Below are 20,637 nucleotides of genomic sequence, written 5' to 3'. Positions count from 1 at the left end.
GCGCGCCTCCCGGATCGTGGCCTGCGCCCGATGCTACGGCTCCGCGAAGAACTCGATGAGCACCGGACCCAGCGCGTCGAGCGATACCTCGTGCGTCTGGTCCGCGAGGGTCACGTTGCGGGCGCCCTCGATCGCCGCCGCGACGGCGAGCGCGGCGTCGTGCATGAACGCCATGCCCGCGGAGCCGTCCAGCAGCATCGCGGGCACCCGGATCCCGGCGAAGCGTTCGACCGGCACCGAGCCGTCGCCCATGACGGCGAAGTCCTGGACCAGTGTGGGCGCGACGGCGACCAGCGCGGGCCACGCCGGGGTCGTCCGCATCTCCGCGACCGCCTCGCGCGGCATGCCGGTCGCGCGGAGGAAGTGCTCGAGCGCCTCCTCCGCCCGGCCCTCGCGGATCAGGCCCGGCACCGGATCGGTGTGCCGCGTGTTCGCCTCGAGATCCGCCGCGGCGGTGAGGTACGGCGGTTCGTACGCCGCGACACGCGTGACCGGCAGGCCGGCCGCGGTCGCCTCCAGGGCGAGCGCGCCGCCGGAGGAGATCCCGTACAAGGCGGCGCTGCCGCCCGCTTCGGCGATCAGCGCCGCGATGTCCTCGATCTCCCGCCGCACCGCGTAGGGCGGCGCGTCGCCGCTCTCGCCGCGCCCGCGCCGGTCGTAGTTGAACACGGTGAAGTGCGGCGCGAGGAACGCGGCGAGGCCGCTGTGCACCTGGCGGTCGCACAGCGCCCCGCCGATGAGGATCACCGGGTCGCCGCGGCCGGTCCTGTCGTACCCGATGACCGTGCCGTCCTTCGAGATCGTCTTGCCCATCGTCGGGGGTCCCCTCGTACGAGATGTGCGGTCGGAAGTGCTGCACGAGTGCAGACCGCTGTGCGTCCGGAAACTCATCGGTCCCCGCGCGGCGATCGGCACACCGACCGCGCCCGGACGGAGAAGTGCGGCCCGGCCAGCGGCCGCACGGCCAGCCGCATCAGGGCCACGGGGTTGTCGTCCCCCGCGATGCGGTTGGCGCGGAGGGTGCCGCAGCCGCGGCATTGATGGACGAGCATCCACTCGCCGTCGTCGCGGACGCCGACGGTCAGCGCCGCCATCGGGGCGCGGCACACCGCGGACCGGTCGCCCGGCGTGCGTCCGTCGACGTGACGGCTCGCCAGGCAGTGCGGGCAGTGGTTGCGATGCGCCGTCCCCGGTGCGTGCAGCGGTACGTCGAGGCGGCAGCCGACACAGCGGAAGCTGTCGCCGCGTTCGCCGCCGGGCGGCCGAACGGCTCTGCGGCGCTTGGCGGTCCGCGTTCCCGGACTGGAGTTCCTGCGTGGCACGTTGTCATCCCCTCACAGGTCGCCGAAGGCGTCGAGGGGGAACGGCGGCTGGGCCAGCGGGCGTACCGCGGTACGCATCAGGAGCAGCTGGTTGTCGTCGTCCCGGACCCGGCTGGCCGTCAGTTCGCGGCATCCTGTGCAGCGGTGGATCAGCGTCCAGGCGCCATCGCGGGAGACCGCGATCGAGATGGGCGCCATCCGGCGGCCGCAGTCGCGGGCGGCACCGTGCCGTGCGTGCAGGCAACTGGGGCAGTGGGTGCGCGGTCCGCCGTCGGGGGCGGCGCCGCGGAGGGTCAGCCCGCAGTGCGGGCAGGCGAAGTCGTCGTGCACGGCGTTGTCGCTCGGCACGTCGGTGCGCACGAGGCGGTCCTCGCGCGTGGTGTTGTCGGACACCCGGTACTCCTGGCTGAGATGGTGCGGGGCAGCAGGAGCAGGCCGAGCGGGGCCTCACGGGCCGGATATGGTCGGGGCGGAGCGGTGGTCAGCGGACGCGTGCGTCCGTACCGCGGTGAGGCGCGCTCGGCGCGGGCCGGGTCATCAACACCTCCGGTGCTCGGGGCTCGGGCGAGCCGGGTCCGTCGGGACACGGGCGCGTCCGACAGAGGGACTGTAGGCGGCGAAGACTTCGCGTGCCACCGGTTTTCCGCCGTCAGGCCGTCGGGAACCAGCGGGCCGGACGTCCCAGCCGGGGCGGTTCGCCGCGCAGTTCCCCGCGTGTGCGCAGCGCGTTGAGGCACGCCGTCGTATCCACCAGCAGGGACTGCAGCGGGAACCCGGACACGGATTCCAGCGGGCGGCGGGTCGTCCGCGACGCCACCTCCCAAGCCGTCGACGCGCCGTCGCGCACCGCGCCCATCGCCTGCGCCAACTTGCCCTCGTGGTGCTCGCGCAGGGCGGCGAGGCGCGGGGCCAGGTCGGTGAACCGGTGCTCGTGTGCGGGCAGCACCTCGTCGGGGTCCAGTTCTTCGAGGCGGTCGAGCGCGCCCAGGAAGTCGGTCAGCGGATCGCCGTGGTAGCCCGCGTCGTGCATGCCGACGGGGAAGCGCGGCAGGACGTGGTCCCCGGAGAACAGCAGTTCGCGGTCCTCGTCCCAGAAGCACAGGTGGCCGGGCGAGTGCCCGGGCGTCCACACCGCGCGGAGGTTCCAGCCGGGTACGGGCGGGCGTTCGCCGTCCTCCAGGAGCAGGTCGGGGCGCGGCAGTTCGACGCGTCGGCCGGGGCGGGCCAGTTGCGCGGCGGCCTCGACGACGGCGTCGGGGGCGCCGGCGGCGGCGAGGATGTCCACGTGCCGCTGCGCCGCGTCGGTCTCCCACAGGGTGAGGACCTCGGCGTCCAACGGGTGGAGGGACACCCAGGCACCCGATTCCGCGCGGATGCGCCCGGCCAGGCCGTAGTGGTCGAAGTGCGCGTGCGTGACGACGACGCCGCGGATCTCCGCGATGGAGGTGCCCAGTTGCGCGAGGCCGCGCGCGAGGCCCGCGTAGCTGTCGTCGTTGTCCCAGCCACTGTCGATGACGTACGGCCCGCGCGGGGTCTCCAAGACGTAGACGACCACGTAGCGCGGGAGTCCGGGCAGCGGCACGGGCACGCTCCACAGCCCCGGCCGCACCTCCTCGACCGGCGGCAGCGGTCGTTGCGGTGCCACGGACACCTCCCTCTCGCCTGGACTTTCCTTCTCTTCTGTATAGATCACCGGCGCGTACGCCTCGACACGGCCCCTGCCGACGCACGCCGTGCAGGGCCGTCCGCCGTGGCTCGCGCTCTTGCCTTCCCCTTCCCAGCGCCTTAGCTTAACGAGCGTTCATTACGTCGCAGCGTGCCGCGCCCGTACGGCAGTTGGCGGGCGCGGCTGCCCGAAGCGGGAGTTCTCCATGCGCATCGAAGGCATCTCGGCACTCGTGACCGGCGGCGCGTCCGGCCTGGGACTGGGTACCGTCAAGCGGCTCGTGCGGGCCGGGGCACACGTCGTCATCGTCGACCTCCCGCAGTCCGCGGGCGACAAGGTGGCCGCCGAACTCGGGGACGGCGCACGGTTCGTGCCGGCCGACGTCACCGATCCCGATCAGGTCCAGGCCGCGATCGACGCGGCGGGCGAGGCGGGCCCGCTGCGCGCGGTGGTGCACTGCGCGGGCATCGGCAGCGCGATCCGGGTCGTGGACCGCGCCGGGAACCCGGGGGAACTGGCGGCGTTCGAGCAGGTCATCCGGGTGAACCTGATCGGCTCGTACAACATGCTGCGGCTGGGGGCGGCGGCCATGGCGGCCGGCGAACCGGTGGACGGCGAGCGCGGCGTGGTGGTGCTCACCGCGTCGGTCGCGGCGTTCGAGGGGCAGATCGGCCAGATCGCGTACAGCGCGTCCAAGGGCGGCGTGGTCGCCATGACCGTCTGCGCGGCCCGCGACCTGGCCGGCCGGAACATCCGCGTCAACACCATCGCGCCGGGGCTGATGGACACCCCGCTGTTCGACCTGCTGCGCGACGACATCCGCGACTCGCTGGCCGCGAGCGTGCCCAACCCGCGCCGCTTCGGCACACCCGACGAGTACGGCCAGACGGCCCAGTTCATCATCGAGAACGGCTACGTCAACGGTGAGACCCTGCGCCTCGACGGGGCGATACGCATGGCGCCGCGCTGATCCGCGACCGATCCGCGGCTGGTCCGCGGGCTTGTCACCCCCCGCACCGCCCCCGCCGGGCGCCGGGCGCCGCGACACCCCGCGCCCCGCTCCCCTCGCCCCGCTCCCCTCCCCCGGCTCCCCTCGCCCCGGCACCCCCGACTCACGAGAGGCTTCGCATGTCCGACGAGGTACTGGTCGAGCACACCGACGGCGTCATGCTCGTCACGATCAACCGCCCCCAGGCCCGCAACGCCGTCAACCGCGCGGTGAGCGACGGAATCGCCGCCGCCGTGGACGAGTTCGAGTCCCGCAAGGACCTCTCGGTCGCCATCGTCACCGGCGCGGGCGGGACTTTCTGCGCGGGCATGGACCTCAAGGCCTTCGTCGCGGGCGACAACGCCCTGCACCCGAAACGCGGCTTCGCCGGCATCACGAGCCGGCCGCCGCGCAAGCCGGTGATCGCCGCGGTCGAGGGGTACGCGCTGGCGGGCGGCTGCGAGATCGCCCTCGCGTGCGACATGGTCGTGGCGGCCGAGGACGCCAAGTTCGGCATCCCCGAGGTCAAGCGAGGTCTTGTCGCGGGGGCCGGCGGACTGATGCGGCTGCCGCGGCGGATCCCGTACCAGATCGCCATGGAACTGGCGCTCACCGGCGACCCGCTGACCGCGGCGGAGGCCCACCGGTACGGCCTGGTCAACCGCCTCACGGCGATCGGCGGCGCGCTCGCGGCCGCACGTGAACTGGCGGCCCGGATCGCCGCCAACGGGCCGCTGGCGGTCGCGGCCACGAAGGAGGTCGTCGTCTCCTCCGCCGACTGGCCCGCGGACGAGGCGTTCGCCCGCCAGCAGGCGATCGTCGGCCCGATCTTCACGTCCGCGGACGCCCGCGAAGGCGCGATCGCGTTCGCCGAGAAACGGCCGCCCGTGTGGAAGGGCGAATAGGCCCGCTTCCGAGGCGGCGATCCGCCGGGCGGTAAGCGCGGCACAACAACACGGGTCCCACACCGGCGGACGCGGTGGCGCACGGGTGGCGCCCGGGACCGGCGAACGCCTCCTCGGGTGTGATTTGCGGGTCCCGGGCCGGTTTCGGGAGGGACGACAGGGGCAGCGGCGCGGCAGGCCACACGCTTGCCGTACGGAAGGACTCTCCCCATGCCCGACCGCACGTTCGACGCACGTGACACCCAGATGGACGAACTCGCTCGCGAGCTGCGCATCGACGCGGTCCGGTCCTCCACCGCGGCCGGCTCCGGCCACCCCACCTCGTCGCTGTCCGCCGCCGACCTGATGGCCGTGCTGCTCGGGCGCCACCTGCGCTTCGACTTCGACGACCCGGCCCATCCGGGCAACGACCGGCTGATCTTCTCCAAGGGCCACGCCACTCCGCTCCTGTACGCCATGTACCGGGCCGTCGGCGCGATCGACGACGACGAACTGCAGAGCTTCCGACGCCGCGGCAGCCGCCTCGAGGGCCATCCGACGCCGCGCCGCCTCCCGTGGGTCGACTTCGCGACCGGCTCGCTCGGCCAGGGGCTGCCGCTCGGGGCCGGCCTCGCCTGGGCGATGGCCCGCCTCGAACGCCCGTCCGGGTCCGGCGGTCCCGGGGGCTCGGCGGGATCCGACGGCTCGGACGGTTCCCACCGCTCCGGCGCCTCCTCGTCGTCCTCGTCGTCCTCGTCGTCCTCGTCCGAGGGCGTCCCCCGCGTCTGGGTGCTGAGCGGGGACGGCGAACTGGCCGAGGGTTCTGTCTGGGAGGCGGCCGAGTTCGCCGGATTCCACCGGCTCGACAACCTGGTCCTGGTGGTGGACGCGAACCGGCTGGGCCAGCGCGGCCCGACCCGGCACGGCTGGGACCTCGACGCGTACACCAACCGGTTCAACGCCTTCGGCTGGCACACCCGGGCCATCGACGGCCACGACACGACCGCGATCGACGACGCGTTCGTCAATGCCGAGGACACCCTCGGCCGCCCTACGGCGATCATCGCGCGGACGCTCAAGGGCCGCGGCGTCCCCGAGGTCGAGAACCGTGAGGGCGCGCACGGCAAGCCCGTACCACAGCCCGACCTGGCGATCGCGGCCCTCGGCGGCGAGCCGCGCGAACGGGTGACCGTACGCACGCGGCCGCCGGTGCGCATGCACGCGGTGCCGCGCCCCGGCGACCGGGACGCGGACCGGGACAAGGACGCCGGGCTGCCGACGTTCGAGATCGGCGAGAGCGTCCCGACGCGCAAGGCCTTCGGCGCCGCCCTGGCCGCGCTCGGCAGCGCTCGCGGCGACGTGATCGCCATCGACGGCGAGGTCGGCGACTCCACCGGGCTCCAGCCGTTCGCCGAGCGGCACCCCGAGCGTTTCCTCGAGTGCTACATCGCCGAACAGCAGCTCGTGTCCTCCGCGGTCGCCGCGCAGTCGCGGGGCTGGGTGCCGTACGCGGCGACCTTCGCGGCGTTCCTGACCCGGGCGCACGACTTCCTGCGCATGGCCGCCATCGGCCGCGCCGACCTGTGCATGGTCGGCTCGCACGCCGGAACGTCGATCGGGCAGGACGGGCCGTCCCAGATGGGCCTGGAGGACCTGGCGATGTTCCGCACGCTGCACGGCAGCACCGTGCTGTACCCGTGCGACGCCAACCAGACCGCCCGGCTCGTCGCGGAGATGGCCGACGGGACCGGCATCCGCTACCTGCGGACCACGCGCGGCGAGACGCCGGTGGTGTACGGGCCGGACGAGGACTTCGTGATCGGGGGCAGCAAGCTGCTCCGCTCGGGCGACGCCGACCGGGCCACGCTCGTCGCGGCCGGGATCACCGTGCACGAGGCGCTGAAGGCCGCCGACCGGCTCGCCGAGCAGGGTGTACCGGTTCGGGTGATCGACGCGTACTCGGTGAAGCCGATCGACGCGGCCGCGCTGCGCGAGGCCGCGGCCGCGACCGGCTGCCTGGTCACCGTCGAGGACCACCGGCCCGAGGGCGGGCTCGGGGACGCGGTGGCCGAGGTGTTCGCGCGGACGGAGGCCGCGGAGGACGGGGCCGGCGGCGTCGGCGAGGGGACCCCGCCGCGGCTCGTACGGCTGGCGGTCCGGCACATGCCGGGGTCGGCGGCACCGGACGAGCAGCTCGCGGACGCGGGGATCGACGCGGCGGCGATCGAGGCCGCGGTGCGGGACGTGGTCGGCGGCGGGGAACGGGCGAAGCGCGGCGGATGACGCCGTACGACGGCACAGGCGACAAGTCGCGCGACCCATTCGCACGAGCCCCACTTGCACGAGACCGACTCGCACGAGGCCCACTCGCACGAGACCGACTCGCACTGACACAACCGCTCACACCGGCTCAAGACACAGACACAAAGCGGCGGCCCCCGGAGTTCTCCTCCGGGGGCCGCCGCCCGACTGCCTTGGTACCTCTGTGTAGTTCCTGCTGTTCCTGCAGTTCCTTCCGTGCCTGCCGTGTCTGCTGTTCCGGCCTCAGACCTCGCCGCGCCAGGCGCCCGTGGACCGGCCGTCCCTGGCCTCGATGAAGGTGCGGAACCGGTCCAGGTCCCCGCGGACCTTGCGAGTGATGAAGCCGAGCTTGTCCCCCACGGTCTCCGCGATGCCCTCGGGATCGTGCTCGAGTTGCAGCATGATCCGCGTGTGGCTCTCGTCCAGGCGGTGGAACGTCACCACACCGCCCTGGTCGGGGCCGGAGCGGCTGCGCCAGGCGATGCGCTCGTCGGGGATCTGCTCCGTGATCTCGGCGTCGAACTCCCGCTCGATACCGGCGATCCGGGTGACCCAGTGGGTGCTCGTCGCGTCGACCTGGTCGACCCGCTCGACCCCTTCCATGAACCTCGGGAAGTCGCGGAACTGCGTCCACTGGTCGTACGCGGACCGCACCGGCACCGCGACATCCACCGACTGCTCGATCGTCGTCATAGGCTGCTTCTCTCCTCTGGGACTTCTGCCGACGGGAGTTCAGTCACGACCGCTCAGGCGCTCGCGCTCCTCGTCGGTCCATTTGCGGGTGTCTCGCGGGCGTGCGTACGGCTCGGCGTCCTTGGGGAGCCCGTCCTCGACGATCGCGCGTTCGCGGACCAGTTCGGCGTCGAGTTCCAGACCGAGCAGGATCGCCAGATTCGTGATCCAGAGCCAGGTGAGGAAGATGATGACGCCCGCGAGGGTGCCATACGTTTTGTTGTACGAGGCGAAGTTGGCCACGTAGACCGCGAATCCGCCCGATGCCAGCATCCATATGGCCAGCGCCAGAACGCTGCCCGGAGTGACCCATCGGAAACCACGCCCTTTCGCATTCGGCGTGGCCCAGTAGAGAATCGCGATCATCGCCATGACGATGACCACCAGAATGGGCCATTTCACCACCGACCACACGGTCATGACGTGGTCGCCTATCCCCAGCGCGGTGCCGACCTTTTCGGCGATGCCGCCGGTCAGGACGACGATGAAGGCGCTGGTCGCGGCGAGGACCATCAGGACCATGGTCACCACGAGCCGCAGCGGGGTGGTCTTCCACAGCGGTCGGCCCTCGGGTACGTCGAAGACCACGTTGGACGCCCGGATGAACGCCCCGACGTACCCGGATGCCGACCACATCGCCAGCGCCAGGCCGATCATCGCGACCGTGGACCCGGTGCCGCTCCCGGAACGCAGTTGCGTGACCGCGTCGCTGAGCACGTCACGGGCCGAACCGGGGGCCAGTTGTTGGAGGTTGGTGAGGATCTCGCGTGCCGCCGCCTCGCCGACGATGCCGATCACCGAGACCAGCACGAGCAGTGCGGGGAAGAGCGAGAGTATGCCGTAGTAGGTCAACGCGGCGGCGCGGTCACCGAGTTCGTCGTCCTTGAACTCCGTGACGGTGCGCCGCAGTACCGCCCACCACGACCGCTTCGGCGAATCCGCGGGCCCGCTCATCGGCGATGCGGGACTACCAGCGGTACCACCGGCGGCGACCGCCGCCGGTGCCCGCGCCCCGGAAAAGGAAGCCGAGCAGCCACACCACGATCACGATGAGGGCGAGCCACCACAGCACCTTGAGCGCGAAACCGGCGCCGAAAAGGATGAGGGCCAGGAGGAGTACGAGTATGAGAGGTATCATGCTCAACCGCTGCCCCGAATTCCCGGTTCAACTCCGATGCCTTTGGGGGGCCGAGTACTCGATTGTTTCCGGTCGCCCCGGACCCGGTTGCCACCGCCGTCATACGTCGTACTCGCTTTCCTCCGGCCTTCTCGGTGCTTTGTGCGGGCCGGTGTTTGCCGATTCCGACCGAGGGCAGCCTCGCGCATGCGAGACCGGTACGGTCCCGTCGCCGCGACGCGACCGGGAGACACCCGACCGAGAGACACCGGACCCAAGAAAGACGAAAGCAGGTGGCATCCCATGGCAGCGGCACTCGACGGACGCAAGATCGCGTTCCTCGTCGCGCCCGAAGGCTTCGAGCAGGTCGAGCTGACCTCGCCGTGGCAGGCGGTCGAGGGGGCCGGCGGCACACCGAAGCTCGTGTCGACCAAGGGCGGCAAGGCGCAGGGCTTCGACCATCTGGACCGGTCGGACCTGTTCACCGTGGACGCAACGGTGGCCGACACGTCCGCGGACGATTTCGACGCCCTCGTCCTGCCCGGTGGCGTGGCGAACCCGGACTTCCTGCGTACCCGTGAGGGCGCGGTGGCCTTCGCCAAGGCGTTCTTCGACCAGGGCAAACCGGTCGCGGTGATCTGCCACGGTCCGTGGACGCTGGTCGAGGCCGGTGTGCTGCGTGGCCGACGGGTGACCTCGTGGCCGAGCCTCGCCACCGACATCCGCAACGCGGGCGGGGACTGGGTCGACGAAGAGGTGGTGGTCTGCAAGGACGGGCCGAACACCCTTGTCAGCAGCCGCAAGCCGGCCGACCTCCCGGCGTTCGACAACGCCCTCGTCCAGGCCGTCGCCGCCGGCTGAGCCCGGCGTCCGCGACGTGTGCGCTGCCGAAGACGTGCCGCCCTCCAACCGCGAGAACAGCGAAAGGCCCCCTGATGTTTGAGGACAGCAAGGCGTTCAGCGGCTTCGCCGTGCGCGACGTCGCCGCCGCCAAGGAGTTCTACGACCGCCTGCTCGGCGTGTCCACGATCGAGCGGAACGGTCTGCTCGAACTCCACCTGCCGGGCGGCACCACGGTCATGGCCTATCCCAAGGACGACCACACCCCGGCGACGTTCACCATTTTGAACTTCCCGGTGTCGGACATCGACAAGGCGGTCGACGAACTCACCGCCCGCGGTGTGACGATGCAGCGGTACGAGGGGTTCGAGGCCGACGACAAGGGCATCTGCCGCGACCCGGCCGGACCGCCGATCGCGTGGTTCACCGACCCGTCGGGCAACATCCTGTCCGTGCTGCAGGTCGACTGAGGCTCCGTGGCGTCGTCGTCGACGGCTCCGCGCCGCCGCCCTACCGAACGGCCCCGGCAGTCCTGAGCCTCCGGTCAGGCGACCCCGACAGCCTCGTCGGGGTCGCCTGAAGTCCGGTGGGTGCAGCGGGAGAGCGTACTCCCGATCCGCCTACCCCATCTCGGCGGCAAGCCGGTCGAGGCACTGCCGCCATCCGGCCGCGACCCCTTCGGCGTTGCTCGTGTCGGTCGGCACGTGCGTGAGGACGACGACGCTGCCGCCGCCCTCCCCCGCCCGGACCTCGACGCGCACGTGGTCGTCGAACTCCCGTTCGCTACCGCCGAGGTCGTGCTCGTCGAAGGCGAACACCCGCCGCTTGGGGTCGAAATCGGTGAGCGTCGCCTCGATGACGCCGCCTTCGTAGTCGAACGCGAGGCGGCCGCCGACCCGGGCCTCGAACGCCGCGACCGGGAAGGGGTACCAGCGGCCCAGTCGATCGGCGGTGCTGACCACGGCCCACACCTGCTCGGGATCGTGCGGCAGGCGGCGTTCGAGACGCAGTGCGGAGCGGCCGTTGACGACAACAGTGGACACCATGGGCAGCTCCTTCGACGACGGGTAAGGACGTTCTCATTGTCCGACCGGCAATACCCGCAAACCCGGCCACACCGGATCCCCGCGCGTGTCGCCTCAGTGGCCGGGCGCCCGCGTACCGAATCTGCGCACGTACCGTTTCTGCCAGGGCGTCTCGACCGCACGTTTGGCGTAGTGGGCCCGCACGTAGGAGACCGCTTCGTCGGCGGCGACGCCGTCGAGCACGGCCAGACAGGCGAGCGCGGTGCCGGTACGCCCGACCCCGCCCCCGCAGGCGACCTCGACCCGTTCGTCGGCGGCCCGCTCCCACGTCTCGCGCAGCGCGTCGACGGCGTCCACCCGGTCGGCCGGCAGGCGGAAGTCGGGCCAGCGGAGCCAGCGGCTGTCCCAGTCCACGGGCGGCGGTTCATGGCCGAGCAGGTACAGCCCGAATCCGGGGCGCGGGCCGTCCGGGAGCGGGCGCCGCAGGCCGCGTCCGCGGACCCGGCGACCGGAGGGAAGCCGCAGTACACCGTGGGTTTCGGGGTCCCAAGAGGCAGTCATGCGGCCACCCTAGCGGCGCACCGGAAGCGGGTCGGCCGAGGTGCTCGGAAAGATCGCCGAAAACGGATCATTCGCCCGTGATCGGGTAGCCGAAAAGTATGAGGACTCAAGAACTTGCCGCGAGCTTGGCGGTACCGCTGACTCTTGCGTTCATCGCCGCCGTGATTGTGGCGGGCTTGCTCATCTGGCCGGTCGTGAACGGCGTCCGGCAGCGCCGACGTCCGCCCCCGGACAATGCCCGCGAGGTCGCCTGGACCGCGCACGACGACAACGTGAGCCATGCCCGTGAACCCAACGAGATGCCGCAAGACGGACGTCGGCGGCTCCCGCACGAGATCGCCGGGTTCGGGACCTTGAGTTCCCGCCCGCGCCCCGACGAGCCGGCCCCGCCGGTCCAGTCTGCCCAGCCGCCGCCCGCGGACGGCGGGTCCACCCGCGAGTCCGCCCCGCGGCCGCCCGAATAGCGGGCGGTCAGCGCACCGAGTGGCCCGCCTTCGCCCTCGATCCGGCGCAGTTCCAGTCCTCGGGCCGCCGACCCGCGGCCCTGCTCGCGATCCGGATTCGGATTCGGGCCGATGATCCGCCCCTCGAATCGAGCGGGCCGGACCTCGAAATGCTCTTGTCCCGTGGGCATGTGCCTGTGAACCCTTCTCCCCGAGTTCTCGGTGCGCCGTCCGTACGGCGACGACGGCCGCCCGAGCACGCTCGGACCGGGAGGTGTGTGAGGGTTGCGCGCTACCCACTGGGACGGGGGTGAAGCGGCCTGACCGGCGCAATTTGCGGTGCCCCCGCAAGAAAACGTCGTTGCCGGAGCAAACAGCATCAAACTCTGGCAAAGAGACGACAATGGGTGGCAGTACCCGGGTAGTCGAGGCCGGGCGATCACGCGCACCGCCCCGGTGGAGTCCAGGAGGCCGCGCGATGCCGCCCACAGCCGATCGCTACGCCGTCACCCTCACGGGCGGCAGCGGCGGACCGCACACGCCACCGACGGTGCTGACCGTGCACCGCACCGAACTCCACGGTCCGGGCGGCTTTCCCGTCTACGCCGACGCAAGCGGGCTGTTCCGCGTCCAGATCGCCGGGGACATCGCGCGGCCGTTGACGGGGACGGACTCCTTCGGGCACAAGCTGCTGCACGCCGTACCGCTTCCGTGAGCGGCCGACACGGCGCGGCGCCATGTGCGGGTCTCCCGGCAAAGGATCACCCGGCCGCATCGGTCCGCCCGACACGGGTAGCCCCGTGGCAAGGCACGCTGTGCGCAGGACTCCGGAAATTCGGAAAGGAGCCACCGATGTCGGACCAGGAACGGGGCGACGACGTCTACCAGCCCGCGAACTCGGACGCGGGGAATCCCCCGAACGACGACCTCGACCTGCAGAACGCCCTGGGCGAACGGACCCTCGACGACACACTGGACGAGGGCTACTCGCCGCCCGAACGCCCTCTCGCGGTCGAGGACTACGGCACGACCCAGGGCGAGCAGGAGGCGGGCGAGTCGTTGGACCGGCGCCTCTCGCGAGAGCAGCCCGAGGTGACACCGGATCCCGGCGACGGCATCGGCGACCTGGCGGGGGGCAACGGCGAGCCGGTCGACGGGCAGGTGGGCGACGAGCGCACCGGACGACTGGCCGACGACGAGGCGGCGTCGCAATACGGATACCGGGGGCTCGGGCACGACGTGGGTATCGACGGCGGCGCGGCGACCGCAGAGGAAGCGGCAGTTCACACGATCCCCGACGAGCCGGGTGCATAGCTGCGTGATCGCACAACTGACCTGCGTGCGTGTGCCACGCAGATGAAGTACCGCTGGCTGCAAGGGTTTTGCGGCGTCTGACCGGGCCGCTCGGGCTGCCGCGGGCCCGGTTTGCCCGACGCCGTCTGCGCCGGTCGCCGAACGGGTCCGCGGGCGCGGCGGGGCGGCGCAGCACCGATTGTCCGCACCGGAGGACGCGCGTGGACAGGGACGCGGGGAGATTCCGCGGCGATTCCGGGGTGTTTCAGGGACCTCCGAGGGAGAAGACTCCTGATGCCGGGAGACGCCCTGGGTGCTCCGAGACCACGTCCCAGCAGGTCGGAAGCAGGTCGGGAGCAGGTTTGACACAGGTCGGAAGCAGGTCCGAAGCAGGTCGGTAGCCGCGCTCTCCACCGAGCCGCCGACGGTCGTCTTGCGCGCACGGTCCCCGACGAAGGGTAGGTCCGAGTACATGCTCGACGAGTCGGCTCCGCCGTGGGACGCGACCCTCGGCGTCGAGGAGGAGTTCCTCATCGCGGACCCGGTGCGGCTCGAACCGGTGGCGGCGGTACCCGACATCCTGCACACCCTTGAAGGGCGGGCCGTGGCCGCGGACCTGAAGCCGGAGTTGCTGGCCTCCCAGGTCGAGGCGGCGACCGGCGTGTGCGGCACGCTGGCGGCGCTGCGGGCCCAACTCGCGCAGTCCCGCCAGGTGCTCGCGGAAGCCGCCGAGGTCCACGGGGCCGTCGTGCTGTCCACGGGCTTCGCGCCTGACTCGCCGGACGGTGCCGTGCACGAGGTGTCCGCGGGTGAGCGCTATCAGAAGGTGGGCGACCTCTACCAGGCCGTGGCCACCGACTATTCGGCCTGCGGGTGCCACGTGCACGTGGGCATAGACGACCGCGAGACGGCGGTCGCCGTCGTGAACCATTTGCGGCCGTGGCTGCCGACACTGCTGGCGCTGTCGGCGAACTCCCCGTTCGCGGGCGGGCGCGACACGGGGTACGCCTCATGGCGCGCGGTGACGCAGTGCCGGTTCCCGGGCTTCGGCGTACCGCCGTGGTTCGCCGATCTGGCGGCGTACGAAGAGGCGTTGGCACGGCGCTCGGACCTCGGCATCACGGTGGACTCGCGGATGACGTTCTGGTGCGCGCGGCCGTCCGAACATGTGCCGACCGTCGAAGTGCGGGTCGCGGACGCCCTCGCGACGGTCGACGAGACCGTCTTGCAGGCGGGCCTGGTACGGGCGTTGGTGGTCCGGGCGCAATTGGACCTGAAGGCGGGCCGGGAAGCGCCGCCGGGCGACCCCTTCGTCGCGGAGGCCGCGATGTGGTCGGCGGCCCGGTACGGGCTGGACGGTCCGGGCGTCGACCCGCTGTCCGAATGCCGGGTGCCCGCAGGCCAGTTGGTGGACGACCTGCTCGCCCACGTCGAGGACGCGCTGACCGAAACCGGCGACCGCGATGAGGTGTTCGACCTCGTCGCGGCGGTGCGGTCGGCCGGGAACGGCGCGCGGCGGCAACGGGACGCGGCGCGGGCGGGCGGCGTTCGGCGGGCCGCGGACCTGGTGACGCTCAGGGCCGAACCGGGCGACACCGACGGCTGGTAGAGGTAAGGGTCTCGGGACGCCGCCGCCCCCGAGGGTGCGCGTCCGCGGGTGGACTGGCCAGACGTAGGCGTCAGACGTCGCAGAGTTGCGGGGCGAGCGTGGCGTACATCCACTCCTCCCACTCCCGCGGCGTCCAGCCGCGTTCGCGCACGAAGAGCAGGTACAACTCCGTGCTGAGCATGGCGTAGAGCAGGTCGGCGGCGTGCGCCGGCGGGACGTCGGGCCGCGCGCCGGGCTTGGCGGTGAGCGCCTCGGCCGCCGCGGACTGCACGATGAAGCGCGGGTCGGTGCCGCCGGGCCACAGGGCCGCCACGTCGGGGTCGGTCGCGGCAGCGGCGGCGAGCATCTCGGTGATGGGCGCGACCCGTTGCAGGACCGCGCGGGTCCCGGCGATGTGTGCGCGCAGGTGCGCGGTGGCGGTCGGGGCGGCGAGCGCGTCGCGGAACCACGCGCGGTCCATGGTCGCCACGGGTTCGTCGTCACCGGCGATGGTGACGTCGACCAGTTCCTTGAGCAGCGTGCGCTTGTTGCCGAAGACGAAGTAGATGGTCTGGACGGCGACGCCGGCCTCCTTCGCCACCTCTTGCAGCGTCGTGGCCCCGTAGCCCTGGGCGGTGAAGAGGCGGTGCGCCGCGTCGATGATCCTGCGCCGCGTCTGCCGCGCCTTCTCGGCCTGCTTCGCGCGGCCGCTCTTGACTGGAGTCATGGCTGGAGTGTAGCTCTAGAGCATCTACTAAAGTTTAACTCTAGATATAGGCACTAGACACGAGAACTAGCAGTGAGCACTAGTTGTGAGCACTAGTTGCAGCCGCCAGAGATGGAGCCCAGTCACCATGAGCGTTGTCCGCATCGTGCGCTTCAAGACCGACCCCGCCGACACCGAGGAGATGCTGACCCGGCGCGCCGCCATGGTCGACGTCGTCCGCGCCAAGGTCCCCGGCCTCGTCGAGGCCCGGCTCTCGCGCCTCGAGGACGGGACCTGGATGGATCAGTGGCACTACCGCACCCCCGAGGACGCCGCCGCGGCAGTCGCGGACGCCGACCGGCTCCCCGAGGTACGGGCCGCGTTCGCCCTCGTCACCGAGCCGGTCGGCGAAATGGCCGAGATCGTCGACGTCCGCTGACGCAGCGGACACACGGGATTTCAACGGGGCCTCAACCGACGCAAAGCGACAAGAAGGGACCGGGGGAACCGTGCGATGAAGGTTCTTGTGCTCGGCGGCTACGGGGCCGTCGGTCGGCACGTGGTGGCGGCGCTGCGCGAGGCGGGCGACACGGCGTACACCGCGGGCCGCGACACCGACAGCGCCGACCGCGTCGTCGATCTGCGGCACGGCGATCTGCCGCCCGCGGCCCTCGACGGCATCGACGTCGTGGTCAACGCCGCGGGCGTGGAGTTGCCCCGGCTGGTCGCGCGGGCGACCGACGCCGGCGCCGCGTTCGTCGACATGACCGCCTCCACCGGCTACGTATACGCGGTGGAGGCGATGTCCCCGGCGGCGCCCGTCGTGCTGAGCGTCGGGTTGGCGCCGGGGCTGACGACGCTGCTGGCCGCCGCGGCGTACGCCGACTCCCCCGGCCCGGTCGACATCGCCCTCGTCCTCGGCGCGGGCGAGAAGCACGGCCCGGCCGCGACCGCGTGGAGCTACGACCTGCTCGGCCGGCGGTTCCCGGACACCGGCGGCGGTCCGCCCGTACGCAACTACACGCGCGGCCGGCCGTTCGCGCTGCCCGGCCTGGGGCGACGGCGGCTCTACCGGGCGGACTTCTCCGATCAGCACACGCTCACGCGTGACCTGGGCGCTCCGGTCCGCACGTACTTCGGTATGGACTCGCGCGCCGCGACGGCGGCGCTCGCGCTGCTGACGCGCGTGCCGGGCGGCTCGCGGGCCCCGCGCGGGCTGCATCTGCCAGGAAGCGACCGGTGGTTGGCGTACGCCCGCACTGCCACCGGTCGCGCCTGCTGGGCGCAGGGCCGCTCGCAGTCGCGTGCCACCGCCGTCGTCACCGTGCGGGCCGCGCGCCGGGCCGTCGGGCTCGACGCCGGCGTCCACCACGTGACCGGGATCCTGTCCCTCGCGGAACTGGCCGCCGGGGACGAAGGCATCGGGATCCACACCCCGGCCGACTGACTCCCCTGGGGTCGGCCCCGCGGCAACAGCGCCGCGCGGTCGGGCAGCGGCATCAGGTAACCGTGCGTGCCGCGCCTCGGCTCACTCGGGCCAGTCCGACCCTTCGATGACCTCCACGAAGTCGATGCGCCGGAACCCCGGGGCGAAGTGCGCCAGCACATCCGCCTTGACGTTCCCGAAGGTCGTCACCGGGCGGTGCGCAATGCCGTCGGTGAACGCCGCGAGGATGCGCTTCTTGAAGTCCGGGCGCGGGTGCGCGGCCACGACGGCGTCGCGCGTGGCCGCAGGCAGGTCGGCGTACCCGATGCCGAGCACGTCGAGCTCCACGCCCGCGGTGACCAGCGCGACTTCGGGGGCCATCCAGTGCGGCACCTCCGGCGTCGTGTGGAGGGCGATCGCCTCCCAGACGAGGCGCACCGAGTCCTCCGGTACGCCATGCGACCGCAGGAACGCGGCGGCCTCTTCGGCGCCGTCGATCTCGAAGCGGCGGTCGTCGGTGCGGTACGCGGGGGTCAGCCCGAGGTCGTGGAACATCGCGCCCACGTAGAGGAGCTCGGGATCGAACGCCAGTTCCTTCCGGGTGCCCTGCCAGGCGCCGAACAGGTAGACGCGGCGGGAGTGGTCGTACAGCAGGTCGTCGGTGACGTCGCGGACCAGCGCGGTGGCCTCGGCGGCGATACGGCTGTCGGGGATGGCGATGTCGGCAATGCGCGTCATGGGAACTCCTCGGTTCGGTTGCGGCTGCGGCTGCGGCTGCGGCAGGTTTCGCGGCATCGGTCCCGGCCGGGCCGCGGCTTCTGCCGCCGTACGTTCCACCCTCCGCTCCCGCTGCTTCGCACGCGATGTCCGAACGGCCACGTATCCCTCGGATCAGGCCATCCCCGCGGCGTAGGCTCGCACCATGACCGCACAACCGCGCCACATCGTCTTCCTCGCTTTCGACGGCATGCGGCAGCTCGACGTCACCGGTCCGCTCGAAGTGTTCGCGACCGCGCGTGAGTTGGGGGCGCCGTACCGCTGGACGGTCTGCTCGGCGGACGGGGCGGACGTGACCACAGCCTCCGGGCGCCTTGCCGTGGACTCCCGCGCGGACGCCGTCCTGCTCGGCCCGATCGACACCGTGGTGGTCCCCGGATCCGCGGAGCTCGCCACCGGCCCGGCGCCACGCGCGCTGACGGCGCCGTTGGCCGAACTCGCCCCCGCCGCCGGGCGGGTCGCCTCCGTGTGCACGGGAGCATTCGCCCTCGCCGAGGCCGGCCTGCTGGACGGGCGGCGCGCCACCACCCACTGGCGCCACGCGGCGGCGCTGGCGGGCCGGTTCCCGCGGGTACGCGTCGAGCCCGACGCGATCCACGTGCGGGACGGGCGGGTCCTGACCTCGGCCGGCGTCACGGCCGGCATCGATCTCGCGCTGGCCCTGGTCGAGGCCGACGCGGGTGCCGCCCTCGCCCGCGACGTGGCCCGCGACCTGGTGGTTTTCATGCAGCGGCCGGGCGGCCAGTCGCAGTTCTCGGCCGCGCTGCGGGGCCCGGCGCCGCGGCATGACGCCTTGCGGGCGGTCCTGGACGCGGTGTCCGCGGACCCCGCCGGGGACCACTCCGTACCGGCGATGGCGGCTCGGTCGGGTTTGAGCGTGCGGCACCTGACCCGGTTGTTCCGGGACCGGCTCGGCGAGTCCCCGGCCGGGTACGTCGAGGCCGCCCGGGTCGAGGCCGCGCAGGCCCTGCTCGCCGACGGCGAGGCCGTGACGGCGGCGGCGCTGCGCAGCGGGTTCGGCGGGGACGAGTCGATGCGGCGGGCCTTCGGGCGGCGCTTGGGGGTGACCCCGTCGGCCTACCGGGCGCGGTTCCGCACAACGGCGACAGGCGCGACCGCCGAGACGGCCGAGACGGCCGCGACCGCCGCGGCTGCCGAGACGCCGCCTATCGGCGCGGACCGGGCGACCCGTTGACCGTCCTGCCCCCGAGCCCCGCGTCCCCCGGCCCTGCACCACCCGGCCCCGCTGCTCCCGAACCTGGTTCACCAGAACCCGGTTCACCGGGATTCGCGTCGCCCGGACGACCCCGGTCTCCCGGCCCGGAACCGCCGTCCGCCGCCGTGCCGTCGCCCGTGACCCGGGTCCCCGGGTGGAACAGGCAGGCCACGAAGCTCAGCACGAGTGCGGCGGCCATCCCGTAGAAGACGGCCTGCGTCGCCTCCGCGTAGTCCTTCTGGATCGCCGGCCAGACGCGCTGCACGAGTTCCGCGGTGGGTCCGCTGCCGGTGTGGTCGCCGCCACCCGCGCCCGTGATGCTGTCGCCGATCGAGTCGCCGACCGCACGGGCCTCGGTGCCCGGGAGCCCCTGGTCCCGCAGCGTGTCGGTGATGCGGTTGGCGGTGGAGTGCACGAGGAGTGTGCCGAGCGCGGCCATGCCGAGGGCGGAGGAGAAGTTGCGTACCGTCTGGGTGATCCCGGTGACCTCGCCGTACGACGCCCCGATCGACCGGTTGACCGCGTCCGTCGACGCGGGGCCGAGCAGCAGCCCGATCCCGGCTCCGGCCATGACGATGTAGATCCACTGCGCGCCGAGCGACAGGTCGGTGGCCTTGTGCCCCCACAGCGCGAACCCGGCCGCGCTGAGGAGTGTTCCGGCGAGCATGGCGGGCTTGGCGCCGCGTTTGTCGAGGATGCGTCCGCCGACCTGTGCCGCGGGTCCGAAGCCGGCGAAGAAGATCAGCAGGTACAGCCCGGCCTCGGAGGCGGACGAGCCCAGCGCGACCTGCGAGTACACCGACGCGAAGAAGAAGACCGGGACGAACGCGATCATCGCGAAGAACAGCACCGCGTTGTCGGCGGCGAAGGCGCGGTCCTTGAAGACGCGCACCTTGATCAGCGGGACCTCGGTGCGCAGTTCAATTACCACGAACACGGCGAGCAGCACCAGCCCGCCGATGATGCACGCCCAGGTGCCGGCGCTCCCCCAGCCCCAGGACTGGGCCTGCTGAAGTCCCAGCACCGCGAGCGCCATGCCGGCCGCCACCAGCGCGGCGCCCGGCAGGTCGAGGCGTTCGCGCCGGTGCTCGGTGCGGATGTCGGCGCGCAGCGTGAGCACGAGGGCCACGATCGCGACCGGGATGTTCACCCAGAAGATGGCGCGCCACGTCCAGGTGGTGAGCCAGCCGCCGAGGATCGGGCCGAGCGCGGTGAGTCCGCCGGACAGGCCGAAGAACAGCGCGAGGGCGCGCCCGCGTTCCTCGACCGGGAAGACCGAGACGACGATCGCGAGTGCGGCCGGGAACATGAGCGCGCCGCCGATGCCCTGCGTGGCCCGGAACACCACGAGCCACGTCTGCGCGATGTCGCCGGACGGCGCGGCGCCGCACAGCGCCGAGGACACCGCGAACACCGCGATGCCGATCAGCACCATCCGGCGGTGGCCGAGGACGTCCGACAGCCGCCCGCCGAGCGCGAACGCCGCCGCCATCGCGAGCAGGTACGCGTTCACCACCCACTGCACGCCCGAGGCGGTGAGCCCGAGTTCGCGCACGATGTCCGGAGCCGCGATCGAGACGATCGACTGGTCGATGAACGTCATCGAGACGGCGAACAGCATGGCCGCGAGCGCGGTGTACTTGCCGCCGCGGGCGGCGAAGCGGTTCATGCGGAGGCACTCCTTCGAGGGCCGCGCCGGGCGGCCTCGGGGCGTGGCGGCGCGCTCTTCCCGGGCGAGCCGTACGGTGTCGA

The 20,637-nt window shown here is 72.3% G+C and carries 24 protein-coding genes; 12 read left to right on the top strand and 12 right to left on the bottom strand.

Annotated elements, in window-relative coordinates:
• Positions 1-33 precede the first annotated feature (33 nt).
• The 4 genes from ACWD12_RS21665 to ACWD12_RS21650 all read right to left on the bottom strand — a co-directional run bounded on the left by ACWD12_RS21665 (position 34) and on the right by ACWD12_RS21650 (position 2,967).
• A complete protein-coding gene (locus tag ACWD12_RS21665; protein WP_450100880.1) occupies positions 34-813 on the bottom strand; it encodes an alpha/beta fold hydrolase in 780 nt (259 codons plus the stop codon).
• Positions 814-887: 74 nt separating this feature from the next.
• On the bottom strand, positions 888-1,322 hold the full coding sequence (locus ACWD12_RS21660; RefSeq protein ID WP_450100879.1) for an RNHCP domain-containing protein: 435 nt from the start codon (positions 1,320-1,322) through the stop codon (positions 888-890).
• Positions 1,323-1,334: 12 nt separating this feature from the next.
• Positions 1,335-1,670, bottom strand: a complete 336-nt coding sequence (locus ACWD12_RS21655) for an RNHCP domain-containing protein (protein ID WP_435839219.1) — start codon at positions 1,668-1,670, stop codon at positions 1,335-1,337.
• A gap of 301 nt (positions 1,671-1,971) precedes the next feature.
• Positions 1,972-2,967, bottom strand: a complete 996-nt coding sequence (locus ACWD12_RS21650) for an MBL fold metallo-hydrolase (protein ID WP_450100878.1) — start codon at positions 2,965-2,967, stop codon at positions 1,972-1,974.
• Positions 2,968-3,193: 226 nt separating this feature from the next.
• On the opposite strand from ACWD12_RS21650, the gene ACWD12_RS21645 reads away from it, so the two are divergent.
• From ACWD12_RS21645 to ACWD12_RS21635, 3 genes are all read left to right on the top strand, one after another.
• Positions 3,194-3,958 carry an SDR family NAD(P)-dependent oxidoreductase gene (locus ACWD12_RS21645; RefSeq protein WP_450100877.1) on the top strand — a complete coding sequence of 255 codons (765 nt, stop codon included), beginning with the start codon at positions 3,194-3,196 and terminating at the stop codon, positions 3,956-3,958.
• Between the two features lie 158 nt (positions 3,959-4,116).
• Positions 4,117-4,881 carry a crotonase/enoyl-CoA hydratase family protein gene (locus ACWD12_RS21640; RefSeq protein WP_450100876.1) on the top strand — a complete coding sequence of 255 codons (765 nt, stop codon included), beginning with the start codon at positions 4,117-4,119 and terminating at the stop codon, positions 4,879-4,881.
• Between the two features lie 210 nt (positions 4,882-5,091).
• Positions 5,092-7,143 carry a transketolase gene (locus ACWD12_RS21635; protein ID WP_450100875.1) on the top strand — a complete coding sequence of 684 codons (2,052 nt, stop codon included), beginning with the start codon at positions 5,092-5,094 and terminating at the stop codon, positions 7,141-7,143.
• Positions 7,144-7,404: 261 nt separating this feature from the next.
• On the opposite strand, the gene ACWD12_RS21630 is transcribed toward ACWD12_RS21635, so the two are convergent.
• Genes ACWD12_RS21630 through ACWD12_RS21620 form a run of 3 tightly spaced genes read right to left on the bottom strand, consistent with a single transcriptional unit; the run spans position 7,405 to position 9,031 of the window.
• The gene (locus ACWD12_RS21630) at positions 7,405-7,854 is read right to left on the bottom strand and encodes an SRPBCC family protein (RefSeq protein WP_358358533.1); all 450 of its coding nucleotides are present in this window, start codon (positions 7,852-7,854) and stop codon (positions 7,405-7,407) included.
• 39 nt (positions 7,855-7,893) lie between these two features.
• Entirely contained in the window at positions 7,894-8,847 is a 954-nt protein-coding gene (locus tag ACWD12_RS21625; protein WP_358358535.1) for a YihY/virulence factor BrkB family protein, read from the bottom strand.
• Positions 8,848-8,860: 13 nt separating this feature from the next.
• Positions 8,861-9,031 (bottom strand): hydrophobic protein, encoded by a 171-nt coding sequence (locus ACWD12_RS21620; RefSeq protein ID WP_358358538.1) that lies wholly within the window; start codon positions 9,029-9,031, stop codon positions 8,861-8,863.
• Positions 9,032-9,313: 282 nt separating this feature from the next.
• Here ACWD12_RS21620 and ACWD12_RS21615 point away from each other — a divergent pair, with 282 nt between their 5' ends.
• Positions 9,314-9,871: a type 1 glutamine amidotransferase domain-containing protein gene (locus tag ACWD12_RS21615; RefSeq protein ID WP_450100874.1), complete on the top strand. Its 558-nt coding sequence runs from the start codon at positions 9,314-9,316 to the stop codon at positions 9,869-9,871.
• 74 nt (positions 9,872-9,945) lie between these two features.
• Positions 9,946-10,320 carry a VOC family protein gene (locus tag ACWD12_RS21610; RefSeq protein WP_358358543.1) on the top strand — a complete coding sequence of 125 codons (375 nt, stop codon included), beginning with the start codon at positions 9,946-9,948 and terminating at the stop codon, positions 10,318-10,320.
• A gap of 150 nt (positions 10,321-10,470) precedes the next feature.
• On the opposite strand, the gene ACWD12_RS21605 is transcribed toward ACWD12_RS21610, so the two are convergent.
• Both ACWD12_RS21605 and ACWD12_RS21600 read right to left on the bottom strand, forming a co-directional pair.
• Entirely contained in the window at positions 10,471-10,896 is a 426-nt protein-coding gene (locus tag ACWD12_RS21605) for an SRPBCC domain-containing protein (RefSeq protein WP_358358545.1), read from the bottom strand.
• Between the two features lie 93 nt (positions 10,897-10,989).
• On the bottom strand, positions 10,990-11,436 hold the full coding sequence (locus tag ACWD12_RS21600; RefSeq protein WP_450100873.1) for a protein-tyrosine phosphatase family protein: 447 nt from the start codon (positions 11,434-11,436) through the stop codon (positions 10,990-10,992).
• A gap of 98 nt (positions 11,437-11,534) precedes the next feature.
• On the opposite strand from ACWD12_RS21600, the gene ACWD12_RS21595 reads away from it, so the two are divergent.
• The 4 genes from ACWD12_RS21595 to ACWD12_RS21580 all read left to right on the top strand — a co-directional run bounded on the left by ACWD12_RS21595 (position 11,535) and on the right by ACWD12_RS21580 (position 14,781).
• Positions 11,535-11,900: a DUF6479 family protein gene (locus tag ACWD12_RS21595; protein ID WP_450100872.1), complete on the top strand. Its 366-nt coding sequence runs from the start codon at positions 11,535-11,537 to the stop codon at positions 11,898-11,900.
• Positions 11,901-12,357: 457 nt separating this feature from the next.
• The gene (locus ACWD12_RS21590) at positions 12,358-12,594 is read left to right on the top strand and encodes a DUF6296 family protein (RefSeq protein WP_450100871.1); all 237 of its coding nucleotides are present in this window, start codon (positions 12,358-12,360) and stop codon (positions 12,592-12,594) included.
• A 137-nt stretch (positions 12,595-12,731) separates the two neighbouring features.
• Positions 12,732-13,193, top strand: a complete 462-nt coding sequence (locus ACWD12_RS21585; RefSeq protein WP_358358555.1) for a DUF5709 domain-containing protein — start codon at positions 12,732-12,734, stop codon at positions 13,191-13,193.
• Between the two features lie 451 nt (positions 13,194-13,644).
• Positions 13,645-14,781 (top strand): carboxylate-amine ligase, encoded by a 1,137-nt coding sequence (locus tag ACWD12_RS21580; protein ID WP_450100870.1) that lies wholly within the window; start codon positions 13,645-13,647, stop codon positions 14,779-14,781.
• A 70-nt stretch (positions 14,782-14,851) separates the two neighbouring features.
• Here the strand turns inward: ACWD12_RS21580 and ACWD12_RS21575 are convergent, their stop codons facing one another.
• Complete coding sequence (locus ACWD12_RS21575; RefSeq protein ID WP_450100869.1) at positions 14,852-15,487, bottom strand: TetR/AcrR family transcriptional regulator; 636 nt, start codon at positions 15,485-15,487, stop codon at positions 14,852-14,854.
• A 127-nt stretch (positions 15,488-15,614) separates the two neighbouring features.
• Between ACWD12_RS21575 and ACWD12_RS21570 the strand changes: the two genes are divergently transcribed.
• Together ACWD12_RS21570 and ACWD12_RS21565 are read left to right on the top strand one after the other, a co-directional pair.
• Positions 15,615-15,905, top strand: coding sequence for a hypothetical protein (locus ACWD12_RS21570; RefSeq protein WP_450100868.1), 291 nt, complete (start codon positions 15,615-15,617; stop codon positions 15,903-15,905).
• 75 nt (positions 15,906-15,980) lie between these two features.
• Entirely contained in the window at positions 15,981-16,913 is a 933-nt protein-coding gene (locus ACWD12_RS21565; RefSeq protein WP_450100867.1) for an NAD-dependent epimerase/dehydratase family protein, read from the top strand.
• Between the two features lie 81 nt (positions 16,914-16,994).
• Here the strand turns inward: ACWD12_RS21565 and ACWD12_RS21560 are convergent, their stop codons facing one another.
• Positions 16,995-17,630, bottom strand: a complete 636-nt coding sequence (locus ACWD12_RS21560; RefSeq protein WP_450100866.1) for an HD domain-containing protein — start codon at positions 17,628-17,630, stop codon at positions 16,995-16,997.
• Between the two features lie 184 nt (positions 17,631-17,814).
• Between ACWD12_RS21560 and ACWD12_RS21555 the strand changes: the two genes are divergently transcribed.
• Positions 17,815-18,864 carry a GlxA family transcriptional regulator gene (locus ACWD12_RS21555; protein WP_450100865.1) on the top strand — a complete coding sequence of 350 codons (1,050 nt, stop codon included), beginning with the start codon at positions 17,815-17,817 and terminating at the stop codon, positions 18,862-18,864.
• Here the strand turns inward: ACWD12_RS21555 and ACWD12_RS21550 are convergent.
• Positions 18,836-20,554: an MFS transporter gene (locus ACWD12_RS21550; RefSeq protein WP_450100864.1), complete on the bottom strand. Its 1,719-nt coding sequence runs from the start codon at positions 20,552-20,554 to the stop codon at positions 18,836-18,838. The two genes, ACWD12_RS21555 and ACWD12_RS21550, sit on opposite strands and share 29 nt — an antisense overlap.
• Positions 20,555-20,637 lie beyond the last annotated feature (83 nt).

It is taken from the genome of Streptodolium elevatio (genome assembly GCF_053592165.1).
This window is presented reverse-complemented; position numbering and strand designations above follow the sequence as displayed.